Raw genomic sequence first — 13,978 nt, 5'->3', positions numbered from 1 at the left:
CGTCCCCGGCCGGGCCGAATCGGTGGAGTGTTTCGCCTGTCAATGGGGATGTTACCCACCTGTTTGCGTGCCGGAGGTGACGATGAGCAGTGACGCGCCGGTCGGGGCCCGGCCACCCGCGGGCAAGACCTTCTTCGGGCATCCCCGTGCGCTGTCCACGCTCTTCCTCACCGAAATGTGGGAGCGGTTCAGCTTCTACGGCATGCGGGCGATCCTGGTGCTGTACCTGACCGCCGCGGTCGCCGACGGCGGCCTCGACATCGGCGAGTCCAGCGCCAACGCCGTGTACGGCACCTACAACGCCATGGTCTATCTGATGGCGCTGCCCGGCGGCTGGGTGGCCGACCGGCTGATCGGCGCGCGGCGCAGCGTGCTGTGGGGCGGCGTGGTGATCGCCGCCGGCCACTATGTGATGGCGATCCCCACCGGGTGGAGCGTGTTCGCCGGCATGGCGCTGATCGTGCTCGGCACGGGCCTGCTCAAACCGAACATCTCCACCATGGTCGGTGACCTGTACGAGCGGGACTCGCCGCGCCGCGACGCCGGGTTCTCCATCTTCTACATGGGCATCAACCTGGGCGCGTTCATCGCGCCGCTGATCACGGGCTTCCTCGGCGAGAAGATCAACTGGCATCTGGGGTTCGGCGCCGCAGCGGTCGGCATGACTTTCGGCGTGCTCCAGTACGTGCTGGGCCGCCGCAACCTCGGCGACGCGGGCGCCCGCCCGGCGGACCCGTTGCTCGGCGCGGACCGGCGGCGCGCGCTGACCCGTATCGGCGTGGCCACAGGGATTCTGCTCGCGGCGCTGCTGGTACTGCTGCTGGCGGGCTGGTTCACCGTCGACACGGTGGTCAACCTGCTGACCGTGGTGACGGTGCTGGTGACCGTCGGCTACTTCGCGCGGATCCTCACCGACCGGGAGATCAGCAGCACCGAACGCAGCCGGATGAAGGCGTACGTGTGGCTGTTCGTGTTCGCCGCCTCGTTCTGGCTGATCTACGACCAGGCCGGGTCGGTGCTGAACATCTTCGCCGCCGACCAGACCGACCGCTCGGTGGGCGGGTTCACCTTCCCGGCGTCCTGGCTGCAGTCGGTGAACCCGATCCTGATCATCATCGGCGCGCCGCTGGCCGCCGCGCTGTGGCTCAAGCTCGGGCACCGGGTGTCCACGCCCACCAAGTTCGCGGTCGGCCTGGTGCTCAACGGTCTGTCGTTCGTGCTGATGGCCGCCGCCGCGCGGGCCGCCGTCGGCGGCGACCTGGTCTCACCGCTGTGGCTGGTCGCGGTGTACGCGATCCAGGTCGCCGGTGAGCTGTCGCTGAGCCCGGTCGGCCTGTCGGCCACCACGAAACTGGCCCCGGTCAAGTACGCCAGTCAGATGCTGGGCCTGTGGTTCCTGGCCACCGCCGTCGGCGACGCCATCGGCGGCCAGGTGGCCCGGCTGGCCGGCACCTGGTCGCAGCCGGTGTACTTCCTGACCTTCGGGCTGGCCTCGGTGGTGCTGGGCCTGGCCGCGGTGATGTTCACCCGCCAGATCCGGCACCTGATGGCCGGCATTCACTGACCTGCTTCACACCACCGGGGTGGGCGGCAGCGGCAGCGGCAGGCCGGGCAGCCCGTCGATGCTGGTGGCGACGTGGTCCTTGCCGGCGAAGTACGCGCTCAGCGACGTGTCGTCCTCCCGGGCGAACCGCCGTTCGTGCAGGTCCCGGTCGGCGTCGTAGGTCATGAACGGCACCGCGTAGCCGCAGGTGTCACGGATCAGCTCGGCGTGCGCCACGATGATCGCGCGCAGCCCGTGCGGGCCGGGGTCGATGTCGGGGAAGTGCCGCAGCAGGCCGGCCCAGCGGCTGTCGTCGCGGAACACCGGCTCGCCGCGCCCGTGCACCCGCACGATGTTCGGCGGGCCGGTGAACGCGCACCACATCAGCGTGATCCGGCCGTTCTCCCGCAGGTGGGCGATGGTCTCGGCGTTGCTGCCGGCGAAGTCCAGGTACGCCACTGTGTGCTCGTCGAGCACCGCGAAGCAGCCGCGCAGCCCTTTCGGGGACAGGTTGACGGTGCCGTCACCGGACAGCGGGGCGGTGGCGACGAAGAACATCGGCTGCGCCTCGATGAAGTCCCGCAGCCGGCCGTCGATGCGCTCGTATGTCTTTCCCATGCCCCGATCATCGCCGCCGGCACAGGTTCGGCGCTGCCCCGTTCCCAGCCCGTGGCGGTCAGCCGGTGCGAGTGCCGAGCCGCGCCAGCGCCGTCGCCAGGTCACTGACCTGGTCGGCGAGCTGCCCGGCGCGCCGCTGCGCGGCGTCCCGGTCCGCCTCGATGACGGCCGTGCGCGCGGCCAGCTCGGCCGCCCGGGCCTCGGCGGCGCTCGCGGCCCGCCGCGCGTCGGCCAGCTCCGCGGCGAGCGCGTCTCGCTCGGCGGTACGGGCCGCAGCCTGCTCCACCGCGGCGGCCACATCGGCCCGGGACCGCTCGACGGCAGCGGCAGCCTCGGCGCGGACCGCTTCGACCGCAGCGCTCGCCTCGGCACCGACGCGCTCCAGCGCCGCCTCGGCGTCGGCGCGGGCCGCGTCGGCCCGGTCCCGCTCGGCGCGAGCCTGCCGCGCGGCGGTGGCCTCGGCGTCAGCCCGCTCAGATGCGGTCCGGGCCGCGAGCTCCGCCTCGGTGGCCCGCCCCTGGGCGGCCTGCGCGTCGGCGCGCGCCCGGTCGGCTTCGGCGCGGGACTGCTCGGCCCGGTCCAGGGCTTCGGCTGCGGAACGGGTGGCCCGCTCGGCGTCGGCGCGGGCGGTGTCCCGTTCGGCGGTCAGCTCGGTGACGCGGCGGCGTTCGGCGTCGCGCTCGGCGCGTACCGTGCGCAGGTCGTGCCGGGCGGCGTCGCGGTCGCGTTCGGCCTGCACCCGCAGGGCCTGCGCCGCACCGGCCTCGGCGCGGGCGGCGTCGCGGGCGTCCTCGGCGGCGGTGGCCCGCTCGGCGGCAGCGGCGGCTGACGCCCCCGCCCGCTCGGCCCGGTCGGCGGCGGCGTCGCGTTCGGCGTACGCGGCGCGGGCCTGCTGCCGTTCGCGCGCCGCCGTCGCGGCGGCGTCCTCGGCCTCGCGGCGGGCCTCGTCGCGCTCGGCGTGCGCGGCCGCCACCTGCGCCGACGTCTCCGCGCGCAGCTCGGCGAGCTGGCGTTCCACACCGGCCGGGGACAGCTCGGCGTGCAGCGCCTCGGTGAGCGTCTCCACGATCTGGTCGAGCCGGTCCACCGCCTCCCAGGTGCGCGCCACCTGCCCGGGCAGACCGGGGGAGTTGCGGTGACGCATCCGCGAATTGCGCGCGGCCCGCTGGCAGGCGCCGTCGTTGTCCCGGCAGTAGCGGAACGGGCGGCCCGCGCCGACGCGTTGCGGCACGTCGCGTCCGCAGTGGGCGCAGGGGCGAATGTCGGTGGCGGGCTCGGCGTCCATCGGGGGCGAAGTCTATCCGGCGGCGTCGGCGCGGGCCGCGCCGTCGAGGGTGTAGCGGCGCTGCAGCAGCACCGCGACCACCATCACGGCGGCCGGCAGCAGCCCGAAGCCGTAACGCAGCGCGTCCAGCGCGGCCGGGGACTGGGTCACGCTCTGCCCGGCGGTCGAGGCCACGAACCCGCCGGCGGTCAGGCACAGCGCGTACGCGTACGGGCCGAGGGCCGCGCCGGTGGCCTCGGTGGCGGTCCACACCCCGGTGTACGTGCCGGCCCGCTCGGCGCCGCCTCCCGCGCGGATCACGTCGGGCAGCATCGAGAACGGCAGCAACTGCATGCCGGCGAACGCCACGCCGAGCACCGCCACGGCGGCCACCAGCACCGGCAGTCCGGCGGGGCGACCGACCGCCAGCACGAGCGACCCGGCGGCGAACGCGGCCTGCGCGGCGAGCAGGGCGCGTTGCTTGCCGATCCGCCGGGCCACCGTCAGCCAGAGCGGAGTCACCAGCAGCGCGGGCGCGACGAACGCGGCCACGAGCACTGTGGTGAGTCCGGGGCGGCCCAGCTCGTACTCGGCGTAGTAGGGCACCCCGGCGAGCACCAGGTGGGTGGTGGTGGACATGGCCAGGTACGCGCCGACCAGCCAGCGGAACTGCCGGTCCCGCAGGCTCGCCGCCAGCGCCCGCCACCCGCCCGGGCCGTGCGGGGTGACCGGGTCGGCGGCGGTGCGGCGCAACCGGCCGATCCCGGCGACGCCGACCAGCATCGCGGCGAGCATCCCGGCCGCCAGCACCACGCCCATCAGCAGATAACCGTCCCGGGTGGCGTCGTCGCCGCCGGCCAGCAGCGGCGCGAGCAGCCCGGAGACCAGGATGCCGAGCGTCAGCACCACCATCCGGAACGCCATCAGCCGGGTCCGCTCGTGATACCCGATCCGCAGGTCGGCGGGCGTCGCCAGGTAGGGCACCTGGTACGCGGCGAACAGCAGGTTGCCGGCGACGAAGAACACCGCCACCCAGCCGGCCGCGGCGGCGCCGGTGAGGCCGCCGGGCACGGCGAACAGCGCGGCGAACGCCAGCGGCAGCGCGCATCCGGCCAGCAGCAGCCGGCGGCGGTGACCCCGGCGGGCCTGCTCGACGTCGCAGAGGTGCCCGATCCACGGGTGCAGCAGCACGTCGGCGATCTTCGGCAGCAGCAGCGTGAGCCCGGCCAGCCACGGGGCGACCGCCAGCACGTCGGTCAGGAAGTAGAGCAGCAGCAGCCCGGGCACTGTCACCCAGACGCCCATGCCGAGCGAGCCGGTGGCGAACCCGGCCAGCGGGCCGCGCGGCAGGGTGAGCGCGTCGGAGCGCTGATCCAGCCCGGTCATCGCGGCCTCCTGTCCTCCGGGGCACGCCGCCCCCAATCCAACGGTTGCTGGATTGTAGGGGGAACAATGGCCGGATGACCATGCCTCGCCGGCGGCCGGGCCGGCCCCGCCGCGACGACCAGCGCCCGACCCGTGACCTGGTGCTCGCCGCCGCCACCGCGTTGTTCGCCGAGCGGGGCTTCGACGCGGTCAGCGTGCGCGACGTCGCCGCCGCGGCCGGGGTGGACGCGGCCACCGTCGTGCACCACACGGGCACCAAGGCGCAGCTCTACGACGCCTGCTTCGCCCGGGTGTTCAGCGCCGAGCGGGAGGTCATCGAGGCAGCCGGGGAACGCGCCCGGGCAGCCCTGTCCGCCGGGCCGCACGACGCGCTGCGCGCGCTGCACGACCTGCTGGACGTGTTCGTGGACTTCCTGGAGGACCGGCCGGAGACCACAGCGCTGTGGCTGCGCCGCTGGCTGGAGCCGCAGCGGCACGGCGAACTGGACCGCCGCTACGCCGCGCCGCTGTACGGGCTGGTCGAGGAGCTGCTCGTCGCGGCGGCCGAGGCGGGCGCGCTGACCGAGCCGACGCCGCACGTGACGGTGCGCTCCCTGGTCTGGACGGTCCACGGGCACGTGGTGGCCCTGGCGGCGGGCAGCGGCTCCGGCGCGCGGGAGCGGCGGGAGTTCCGGGCGTTCGTGCACCGCTTCCTCGACGCGCTGTACGCCGGCGCCCGGCCTTGACGCCGGCCCGCGCTCCGGGGATTATCCATCAGTCGTTGGATTAAGGAGGCGGGTATGGCCACACCGAGGGTCGCGGTCGTCGGCGCCGGAGCCGCCGGGCTGGCCACGCTCAAGGCGCTCGCCGACGCCGGTGTCCCGGCCGTCGCGTTCGAGGCGGCGGACACGCTCGGCGGTCTCTGGGTGTACGGGTCGCCCGGCTCGCCCGCGTACCGCACGCTGCACCTGAACACCAGCAAGGGGCGCACCGAGTTCGCCGACCACCCGATGCCCGCGGACTGGCCCGACTACCCCGACCACACCCGCGTCGCCGGCTACCTCGGCGACTACGCCGACCGGTTCGGGCTGCGCGAGGCGGTACGGCTGCGCCACACCGTCGAGCGGGTCACCCGCACCGGCGACGGCTGGCGGGTGCGGGCCACCGGCCCGGACGGCCCGGTCGAGGTCGACGTCGAGGCGGTGGTGGTCGCCAACGGGCACAACCGGTCCCCGAAGCGACCCGAGCCGTACCCGGGCGAGTGCACTGCCGAGCAGATGCACAGCCACGACTACCGCGGCCCGGAGCAGCTCGCCGGGCGGCGGGTCCTCGTGGTCGGCGGCGGCAACTCCGCCATGGACATCGCCGTCGACGCCTCGTACGCCGCCGCGACCACGCTGCTGTCGCTGCGACGCGGCGTCTGGGTGGTGCCCAAGTACCTGCTCGGCCGCCCGTCGGACACGCTCAACGGCGCGCTGGCCCGCCGGCTGCCCTGGCGGCTGCGGCAGCGGATCAGCCAGACCATGATCACCACCGCCGTCGGCCCACCCACCCGGTACGGGCTGCCCGCCCCGGCGCACGGCTTCCTCCAGGACCACCCGACGCTGTCCGACGCGCTGCTGTCCCGGCTCACCCACGGCGACGTCCAGGCCCGGCCCGGCATCGCCCGCTTCGACGGCGACCGGGTCGAGTTCAGCGACGGCCGCCACGACGAGATCGACCTGGTCGTCTGGTGCACCGGCTACCGGGTGGAGGTGCCGTTCCTCGACCCGGCGCTGCTCGGCGACGGCCCCGACCGGCTGCCGCTGTACCGGCACGTGTTCCACCTGGACGCCCCCGGGCTGGCGTTCGTCGGTCTCATGCAGTCCACCGGCGCCGCGTTCCCGCTGGTCGAGGCGCAGGCCCGGCTGGTCGCCGCGCGGCTGGCCGGCACCTGGGCGCCACCGGACCCGGCGGGGCAGGCCGCCGCCTGCCGCGCCGAGCTGCGTGCCGCCACCGCCCGGTGGGGGCAACGCCGGCCACACATGCGCGTCGACTTCGACGTCTACCTGGCCGAGCTGGGCCGCGAACTGGCCGCCGGCCGGCGGCGCGCGGGAGCGGCACGATGAACGCGCCGGTACGGATCCCGGCTGTCCGCCGTCGGCGCGCCGGAGCGGCACGATGAGCGCGGCAGGCCGGAACCCGGCCGCCGGCCCGCAGCGAATCGGAACCGGCGTGGTCCGCGGGCTCGCCGGGCGGCGGGTGCTCGTCACCGGCGCGCGCGGCACGTTCGGGCAGCACCTGGGCGCGGCGCTCACCGCCGCCGGCGCCCACGTGGTCGGGCTGGACCTGCACGCCGACCCCGACGCCACGCCGCCGGTGCTCGGCGTCGACCTGACCGACCCGGCCGCGACGCCACCGGCGGTGGCCGCCGCGATCGACCGGCTCGGCGGACTGGACCTGCTCATCAACAACGCCGGTGTGGGCGGGCCCGCGCCCGCCGAGCTGCCGCCGGACGAGGTGGTGCGCCGTCAGATCGAGGTGAACCTGCTCGCCGCGTGGCGCACCACCGCCGCCGCGATGCCCGCCCTGGAGGCCGCCCGCGGCCGGGTGATCTTCGTGGCCAGCCGGATGGCGGTGCTGCCGCTGCCGCTCGCCGCCGCGTACGGGGTCAGCAAGCGGGCGCTCGTCGCGTACGCCGACGCGCTGCGCCACGAGGTCGGCACCCACGTGGGCGTCAGCGTCGTCTATCCCAGCATGGTCGCCTCCCCGATCCACGACAGCACAGTGGCGGCCGGGCTGTCGCTGAGCGGGGTGTCCCGCCCGGAACCCGTCGAGGGGGTGGTCGCGGCGATCCTGCGCGCCGCCACCGCCCGGCGTGCACCACGGGACGTGGCCACCACCCGGCGCGGCCGGATCGAGATGGCGCTGGCCCGGCACGCCCCGGCGCTCGCAGACCGGATGGTGCGCCGTACCGTCGCCGGCAGGCTGGCCGCCGGTGACCTGGACGGGGCGGCGCTGGCCGCGGGCATGGTCCGGCGGCACCGGCAGGACCGCCGGTAGCCTGCTCGCCATGGCCGTCTCGCCCTACATCGCCCGGCTGCGCCGCCACGTCGGCCACGACCTGCTCATGCTGTACGGCGTGAGCGGTGTGGTCACCGACGACGCGGGACGGGTGCTGCTGGCCCGCCGGGGCGACAACGGCCGCTGGTCGGTTCCGGCCGGCACCGTAGATCCGGGCGAGCAGCCGGCCGACGCGCTGGTGCGCGAGGTCCACGAGGAGACCGGCGTGAAGGTGGCGATCGACCGGCTCGCCGGTGCCGCCACCCATCCGGTGGTCTATCCCAACGGCGACGCCTGCGAATACCTGAACATCTGGTTCCGCTGCCGGGCGATCGGCGGGGCGCCGGCGGCCGACGGCGACGAGTCGCTGGCGGTGGCCTGGTTCGCCCCGGACGCGCTGCCCGACCTGGACGACTGGGCCCGGCTGCGGATCGGCACCGCGCTGACCGACGACGCCCCGCCGTGGTTCACCGCGCCGGGGGAGAGCCACCCGGCGCTGCGCCAGCCCGACAACCTCTAGCCGAACACCATCTCGCACGGCCGGTCCGGGACCAGATCCACCGCACGCTGCCCGCCCGGCGCGTGCACTACTACGCGCTGCGCCACCGGCGACACCAGCCGTGCCCGTACCCGGCCTGGCGCCCAGGTCAGCTCCTCGACGGTGACCCGGCCCCGGCAGGTGACGCCGCGCAGCGTCCCGGCGGGCAGATCGGGTAGCGGCGCGGGCAGCAGCCGCAGCACCCCGGGGCGGGACTGCACGAGCGACTCGATCAGCACCGCCGGCAGCGTATGCGCGGCGTCGGCGTTGTACGTCCTCCGACCCGGGTTGTGCGCGCTCATCAGCGACCGGAAGAACATGTCCGCGCCGAGGATCTTCCGCAGGTTCGTCACGACCAGTCCGCCGTCGCGCAGCCGCGCCGCCGCCAGCGCCCGGTGCAGGCTGCCGTGCGCGGAACCGTCCTCGTCGCCGCGCAGCGTCAGCGCCCGGTGCGCGGCGGCGGCCAGCTCCGGGGTGTCGTCCCTGTTGATCTCGTCGAGTGGCCACACCGGATACAGGTGGCTGACGTGCCGGTGCTCCTCGTCGCCGGTGCTGCCGGGCCACGCCCACTCGGCGAGCGCGCCGCGCCCGTCCACCAGGTAGCCGGGCAGCAGTACCCCGGCCCACCGGTCCTCGCCGGTCACTTCGGCGGCCAGCCGCAGCGCGTGGCGGGCGGCGGCGACGTCCATGGTGGCGTTGATCGCCACAGGCGCGGTCCGGCCGGTGTCGTCGTACGGGCCGGTCTCCGGCGAGTACGACGGCACGAGCGCCGGCTGCCCGTCCACAGCGGTCAGCACGTCGGCGAAGAAGTCGGCCACCTCGGCCAGCCAGCCGGCCACTGGACCCAGCGGCTCGCCGGTGACCAGGTGGTGTTCGTGCAGCGGGTGCAGCAGCCAGTCCGCGCCGGCCAGCCACGCGGTGAACGGCCAGCCGGGGTGGACGTGGAACAGGTGCCCGTGCTCGCCGTCGGTGCGGCTGGGCGCCAGCAGCCCGCGTGCCCCGTACACGGCCCGCGCGTTGGCGCGCCAGTGGTCCACCTGCGCGGCGACCAGCCGGGCGTGCGCCGCCGTCACCTCCGGCAGCGCGCCCACGTTCGCGCCCGCCAGTTGCAGGTTCAGGTTCGCGTCGGTGGTGAAGTCACCGGCCCACGCCGCGTCCCACGAGCCCAGCCACAGTCCGGTCAGCCGGGGCGGCAGCACCCCGCTGGCGCTGAACAGCAGGTACCGGCCGGAGTGGAACAGCCGTTCCAGCAGCGCCGGGTCCAGCCGGTCCGGCGCGGCGGTCTGCCGGGCCAGCAGCTCACCCACCGGCAGCGCCTGGTCGGCGTCGGGCACGCCGAGGTCCAGGCCGACCCGGGTGTACGGCCCGCGATGGCGGGGCAGGTGCCGGGCCAGCAGCTCGTCGTAGTGCCCGGCCAGCGCGACGAGCCGCCGCTCCGAGGCCCGGGTACGCCAGGGTGGCGCGTCGGGCCGGTCCACGAGCGTGGTGAGCAGCGCCGGTCCGCGTACCCGCACCCGGTCGCCGTCGACGCTCACGTCGCCGCGCAGCAGCGTCAACCCCTCGAACCCGTACGCCCCGCCCGCCTCCGGATAGCGGGCGCGTACCCGTAGGAACACCAGCCCGTCGCGGCGGTACGCGGCGTGCTCGTAGACCACGTCGGCGGGCCGGCCGGGCAGCTCACCGGTCGCACCGACCACGCAGTCGCCCTGGTCGAGGTGGAGCACCGCCACGCCGTCGGCGCGGGAGACGAAGCAACGCCGCCGCCCGCCCGACCACCGCACCTCCACCTCCCCGGTGGTGAAGTCGGTGTCGCGCCGGTAGTCGCGTACCGGTCCGGGCGGCGCGTCGACGGTGAGCGCGTACCCGGGGTGGAACGACTGGGTCCACTCCAGCTCCCGGCCGCCGGTGAGCAGCCGGGCGGCCTCGGCCCGCCGCCCGGCGAGCACCAGCGCGCGGATGTCGGGCATCAGCGCGGCCAGCTCGGGCGCACGGGCGTGCCGGGTGCCGTTCGGCAGGACGAGCCGGTGGTGGTTGACCACGATCCGCTCCGCGTGCGGCTGCCCGTAAACCATGAGTCCCAGCTCGCCGTTGCCGGTGAGGAACGCGTCAGTCCAGTCGGCTGCCGGCGCGGTGTCGTGGATGCGGTGCGCCGTCACCGGCCGGCGCTGGTGTCCCGCACGACCAGGCGCGGTTCCAGCAGCGTCACCTCCGGCACCGGCTCGCCGCTCAGCCGCCGCATCAGCAGCGCCACCGCCTGGCGGCCCACGTCCTCGGCGGGCACCGGTACGCAGGTGAGCCCGGACTGCTCGGCCAGCTCGTCCGGGCAGACCGCGACCACCGACACGTCGCGCGGCACCCGACGGCCCAGCAGCGGCAGCGTGGCCAGCACCGGGCCGACCGCCGACTCGTTCTGCACTACCAGGCCGGTGACGTCCGGGTGGTCGGCGAACAGCGCCTCCAGGTCGCGGCGTACCGCGGCAGGTCCCTCCTCGCAGGAGCGGGTCACCGCGTCGACGCCGAGCCGCTCGGCGGCGGCGCGTACCCCGGCGCGGGTGCGGTGGGCGAACCCGGTGCCCCTGTCGTAGACGGCGGCGGGCGCGCCGAGCAGCGCGATCCGCCGGTGCCCGGCGGCGGCCAGGTGTTCCACGCACAGCTCACCGGCGCGCCGGAAGTCGAGGTCCACACAGGCCAGGCCGGTGCTGTCGGCCGGGTGCCCGATCAGGACGCCGGGCAGCGCCAGCTCCCGCAGCAGCGGCACCCGGGAGTCCTCCAGCTCCACGTCCATCAGCAGGACGCCGTCGACGAGCGCGCTGCCGGCGATGCGGTGCAGCCCGGCCGGGCCCTCGTCGGCGGTGACCAGCAGCACGTCGTGGTCGTAGCGGCGGGCGGTGGTGACCACTGCGGTGGCGAAGCGCATCACCACCGGCACCTGCATGCCGGTACGCAACGGCAGCACCAGCGCGATCACGTTGGCCCGGCGACTGGCCAGGGCGCGCGCCCCGGCGTGCGGGTGGTAGCCCAGCGCGCGGATGCTCGCCAGCACCCGTCCCCGGGTGGTCGCCGAGATGGTGCGTTTGCCGCTGAGCACGTACGACACGGTGCTGGCGGCCACCCCGGCGTGCCGGGCCACGTCGGCGATGGTGACCTGCTCGCCGGGGACGCGCCCGCTCACCGGGCGGCTCCACAGCTGCGGTCGGCCGGGGCGACGGTCGTGTCGTCGCCGGTCACGGCGAGCGCGCCGACGAGCCGGATGTCGCGCGCGGACCGGCCGACCAGCACCGAATGGGTGGCGTCCTCCACCACCATCGCCGCGCGGGTCTCGTCCCACCAGGCCAGGTCGGCGGTACGCAGGCGCAGCGTCACCCGGGCGGCGCAGCCCGGGTCGAGGGTGACGCGGGCGAAGTCGCGCAACTGCCGCAGCGGCTGCTTGACCCGGGAGCGCCGCTGCCGGGTGTAGAGCTGCACCACCTCGGTGCCCGGGCGGCGGCCCGTGTTGGTGACCTCGACGCTCACCTCCACCTCCTCGCCGGCACACGCCGTGGCGGTGCTCAACCGTAGGTCAGCGTAGTCGAACGCGGCGTAGCTGAGCCCGTGCCCGAACGGGTACAGCGGCTCACCCCGGTGGTAGAGGTACGTGGTGTCCGCGCCGATGACGTCGTAGTCGAGCAGGTCGGGCAGTTCGGCCGTGTCGGCGTACCAGGTCTGGGTGAGCCGCCCGCCCGGGTCGGCGGCGCCGAGCAGCACGTCGGCCAGCCCGTTGCCGTGCTCCTGTCCACCGTGGGCGCTCCACAGCACCGCCGGCAGATGGGCCTGCGCCCAGCCGACCGCGTACGGGTAGCTGCTGGTCAACGCCAGCACGGTACGCGGATTCGCGGCGTGCACCGCGCGCAGCAGCTCCTCCTGGCCGGTGGGCAGCGTCAGGTCGGCCCGGTCCTCGGTCTCCCGGCCGTTGACCATCGGGTGGTTGCCGAGCACCACCACCGCCACGTCCGCGGCGGCGGCCAGCGCGGCGGCATCGGCGGCCCCGTCGGCGCGCAACGTCACGGTGAACGCGGCCGGATCACCGGTGGCCACGCTCAGGGTGCCGTCCAGGGCGACGCCGACGTGCCGCCCGGTGGCCAGGTGGTGCAGCAGCGCGGTGCCGTCGGGCCGGTGGTCCAGGCGGAACGTCTCGCGTACCACCCAGCCACCCGGTCCGTCGCGGTCGGCCACCAGGGCCCCGGCGTCGTCGGCGCCGACGTACCGGCCGGTGTCCACGGCGCGCAGCGCCACCACGTCCTGTCCCCAGTCGACCACCTCGAACTCGGCCGCGGTGTCGCCGAGCGCCAGCGGGCCGTCGCCGTCGAGGCGTACCGCCCGGTCGCCGACGTGCAGCGTGATCCGGTCGGTGCCGGGGTGGGTGGTCACCTCGGGCAGCCGTCCGAGCAGCCCGGCGTACGCGCTGATCGTGTACGGCGGGGTGCCGCTGTACCAGTCGGTGAGCACGGTGTCGGCGAGCGGGCCGAGCACCGCGACGCGGGTGCCGGGGCGCAGCGGCAGCAGGCCCTCGTTGCGCAGAAGCACGACCGACTGGCGGGCGGCCTCGCGGGCGAGTTCCCGGTGGGCGAGGCTGTCGAGCGTGTGGGGCGGCACGTCGTCGTGGGGATCCGGGTCCAGGTCGCCCAGGCGCGACCGCACGGACAGGATCCGCCGCACCGCGCGGTCCACGTGGGAGGGCTCGATGAGCCCACGGGCCAGCGCCTCGGTGAGCCGTTCCACTGTGGGGGCGCTGTCCTCGTCGTCCTCGGTGAAGCTGTCGATCCCGGCGCGCAGCGCGGCGGCGAACCCGGCCACGTGGTCGGGCAGGTACTCCTGCACGCCGGCGATGTTGCCCACCGCCCCGGCGTCGCCGACCACCATGATGTCGTCGTCGTCGGCGTAGCCGCGCAGCTCGCCCTCGATGAGCGAGCTCAGGTGCGCCGGTACGCCGTCGACCAGGTTGTACGACGCCATCACCGCGACCGCCGCGCCGGCGGCGAGCGGGGCGCGGAACGCCGGCAGCTCGTACTCGTGCAGCACCCGGGGCGGCAGGTCGCTGGAGGTGGTGGCCCGGTCGGTCTCGTTGTTGTAGCCGAGGAAGTGCTTGAGCGTCGGCGCGGTGCGCAGCCGGATCGGGTGGTCGCCGCGCAGCCCGAGCGCGTACGCGGTGGCGAGCCGCCCGGTCAGCCACGGGTCCTCGGACCAGCCTTCCTCGTTGCGTCCCCAGCGGGGGTCGCGCAGCGGGTTGACCACCGGCGCCCACACGTTGAGGCCGACCCGGACCGGGTCCTCCCGGTGCTTGACCCGCACCTCGTCGCCGACGGCTGCCCCGACCGCCCGGATCAGGTCCGGGTTCCAGCTCGCGGCCAGGCCGACCGCCTGCGGGAAGACGGTGGCCGTGCCGAGCCACGCGACGCCGTGCAGCGCCTCGGTGCCGGTGCGGAACGCGCGCAGGCCGAGCCGGGGCACCGGCGCCTGCCACTGGTGCAGCAGGCCGAGCTTCTCCGGCAGCGTGAGCCGGGCCAGCAGGTCGTCGGGACGGTGGGGGACGGGGTCGGTCATGGTGGGCGCCTCCGGTCGGCGTACGTGC

General features: G+C 75.3%; 11 protein-coding genes. 5 read left to right on the top strand and 6 right to left on the bottom strand.

Features of this window, described 5'->3' with window-relative positions; genetic code table 11:
• Positions 1–82 precede the first annotated feature (82 nt).
• Positions 83–1,564, top strand: coding sequence for a peptide MFS transporter (locus tag AMK25_RS18015; protein ID WP_073829991.1), 1,482 nt, complete (start codon positions 83–85; stop codon positions 1,562–1,564).
• 6 nt (positions 1,565–1,570) lie between these two features.
• On the opposite strand, the gene AMK25_RS18010 is transcribed toward AMK25_RS18015, so the two are convergent.
• Genes AMK25_RS18010 through AMK25_RS18000 form a run of 3 tightly spaced genes read right to left on the bottom strand, consistent with a single transcriptional unit; the run spans position 1,571 to position 4,811 of the window.
• A complete protein-coding gene (locus tag AMK25_RS18010) occupies positions 1,571–2,161 on the bottom strand; it encodes a pyridoxamine 5'-phosphate oxidase family protein (RefSeq protein WP_073829526.1) in 591 nt (196 codons plus the stop codon).
• A 58-nt stretch (positions 2,162–2,219) separates the two neighbouring features.
• A complete protein-coding gene (locus AMK25_RS18005; protein ID WP_073829525.1) occupies positions 2,220–3,446 on the bottom strand; it encodes a hypothetical protein in 1,227 nt (408 codons plus the stop codon).
• A 12-nt stretch (positions 3,447–3,458) separates the two neighbouring features.
• Positions 3,459–4,811: an MFS transporter gene (locus tag AMK25_RS18000; RefSeq protein WP_073829524.1), complete on the bottom strand. Its 1,353-nt coding sequence runs from the start codon at positions 4,809–4,811 to the stop codon at positions 3,459–3,461.
• A gap of 74 nt (positions 4,812–4,885) precedes the next feature.
• Here AMK25_RS18000 and AMK25_RS17995 point away from each other — a divergent pair, with 74 nt between their 5' ends.
• The 4 genes from AMK25_RS17995 to AMK25_RS17980 are packed head-to-tail and all read left to right on the top strand — an operon-like array spanning position 4,886 to position 8,352.
• Positions 4,886–5,536, top strand: coding sequence for a TetR/AcrR family transcriptional regulator (locus tag AMK25_RS17995; RefSeq protein ID WP_241826401.1), 651 nt, complete (start codon positions 4,886–4,888; stop codon positions 5,534–5,536).
• A gap of 54 nt (positions 5,537–5,590) precedes the next feature.
• The gene (locus AMK25_RS17990; protein ID WP_073829523.1) at positions 5,591–6,898 is read left to right on the top strand and encodes a flavin-containing monooxygenase; all 1,308 of its coding nucleotides are present in this window, start codon (positions 5,591–5,593) and stop codon (positions 6,896–6,898) included.
• A 52-nt stretch (positions 6,899–6,950) separates the two neighbouring features.
• The gene (locus tag AMK25_RS17985) at positions 6,951–7,832 is read left to right on the top strand and encodes an SDR family NAD(P)-dependent oxidoreductase (RefSeq protein ID WP_073829522.1); all 882 of its coding nucleotides are present in this window, start codon (positions 6,951–6,953) and stop codon (positions 7,830–7,832) included.
• A gap of 10 nt (positions 7,833–7,842) precedes the next feature.
• On the top strand, positions 7,843–8,352 hold the full coding sequence (locus AMK25_RS17980) for an NUDIX hydrolase (protein WP_073829989.1): 510 nt from the start codon (positions 7,843–7,845) through the stop codon (positions 8,350–8,352).
• On the opposite strand, the gene AMK25_RS17975 is transcribed toward AMK25_RS17980, so the two are convergent.
• From AMK25_RS17975 to AMK25_RS17965, 3 genes are read right to left on the bottom strand one after another with little or no spacing between them, the layout of a single operon-like run.
• A complete protein-coding gene (locus AMK25_RS17975; RefSeq protein WP_073829521.1) occupies positions 8,349–10,526 on the bottom strand; it encodes a glycoside hydrolase family 95 protein in 2,178 nt (725 codons plus the stop codon). The two genes, AMK25_RS17980 and AMK25_RS17975, sit on opposite strands and share 4 nt — an antisense overlap.
• Positions 10,523–11,542, bottom strand: coding sequence for a LacI family DNA-binding transcriptional regulator (locus AMK25_RS17970; RefSeq protein WP_073829520.1), 1,020 nt, complete (start codon positions 11,540–11,542; stop codon positions 10,523–10,525). The genes AMK25_RS17975 and AMK25_RS17970 overlap by 4 nt, the downstream gene beginning before the upstream one ends.
• Positions 11,539–13,950, bottom strand: coding sequence for a beta-glucosidase family protein (locus AMK25_RS17965; protein WP_073829519.1), 2,412 nt, complete (start codon positions 13,948–13,950; stop codon positions 11,539–11,541). The genes AMK25_RS17970 and AMK25_RS17965 overlap by 4 nt, the downstream gene beginning before the upstream one ends.
• Positions 13,951–13,978: the final 28 nt, after the last annotated feature.

It is taken from the genome of Micromonospora sp. TSRI0369 (assembly GCF_001905625.1).
Taxonomy (GTDB): domain Bacteria; phylum Actinomycetota; class Actinomycetes; order Mycobacteriales; family Micromonosporaceae; genus Micromonospora; species Micromonospora echinospora_A.
This window is presented reverse-complemented; position numbering and strand designations above follow the sequence as displayed.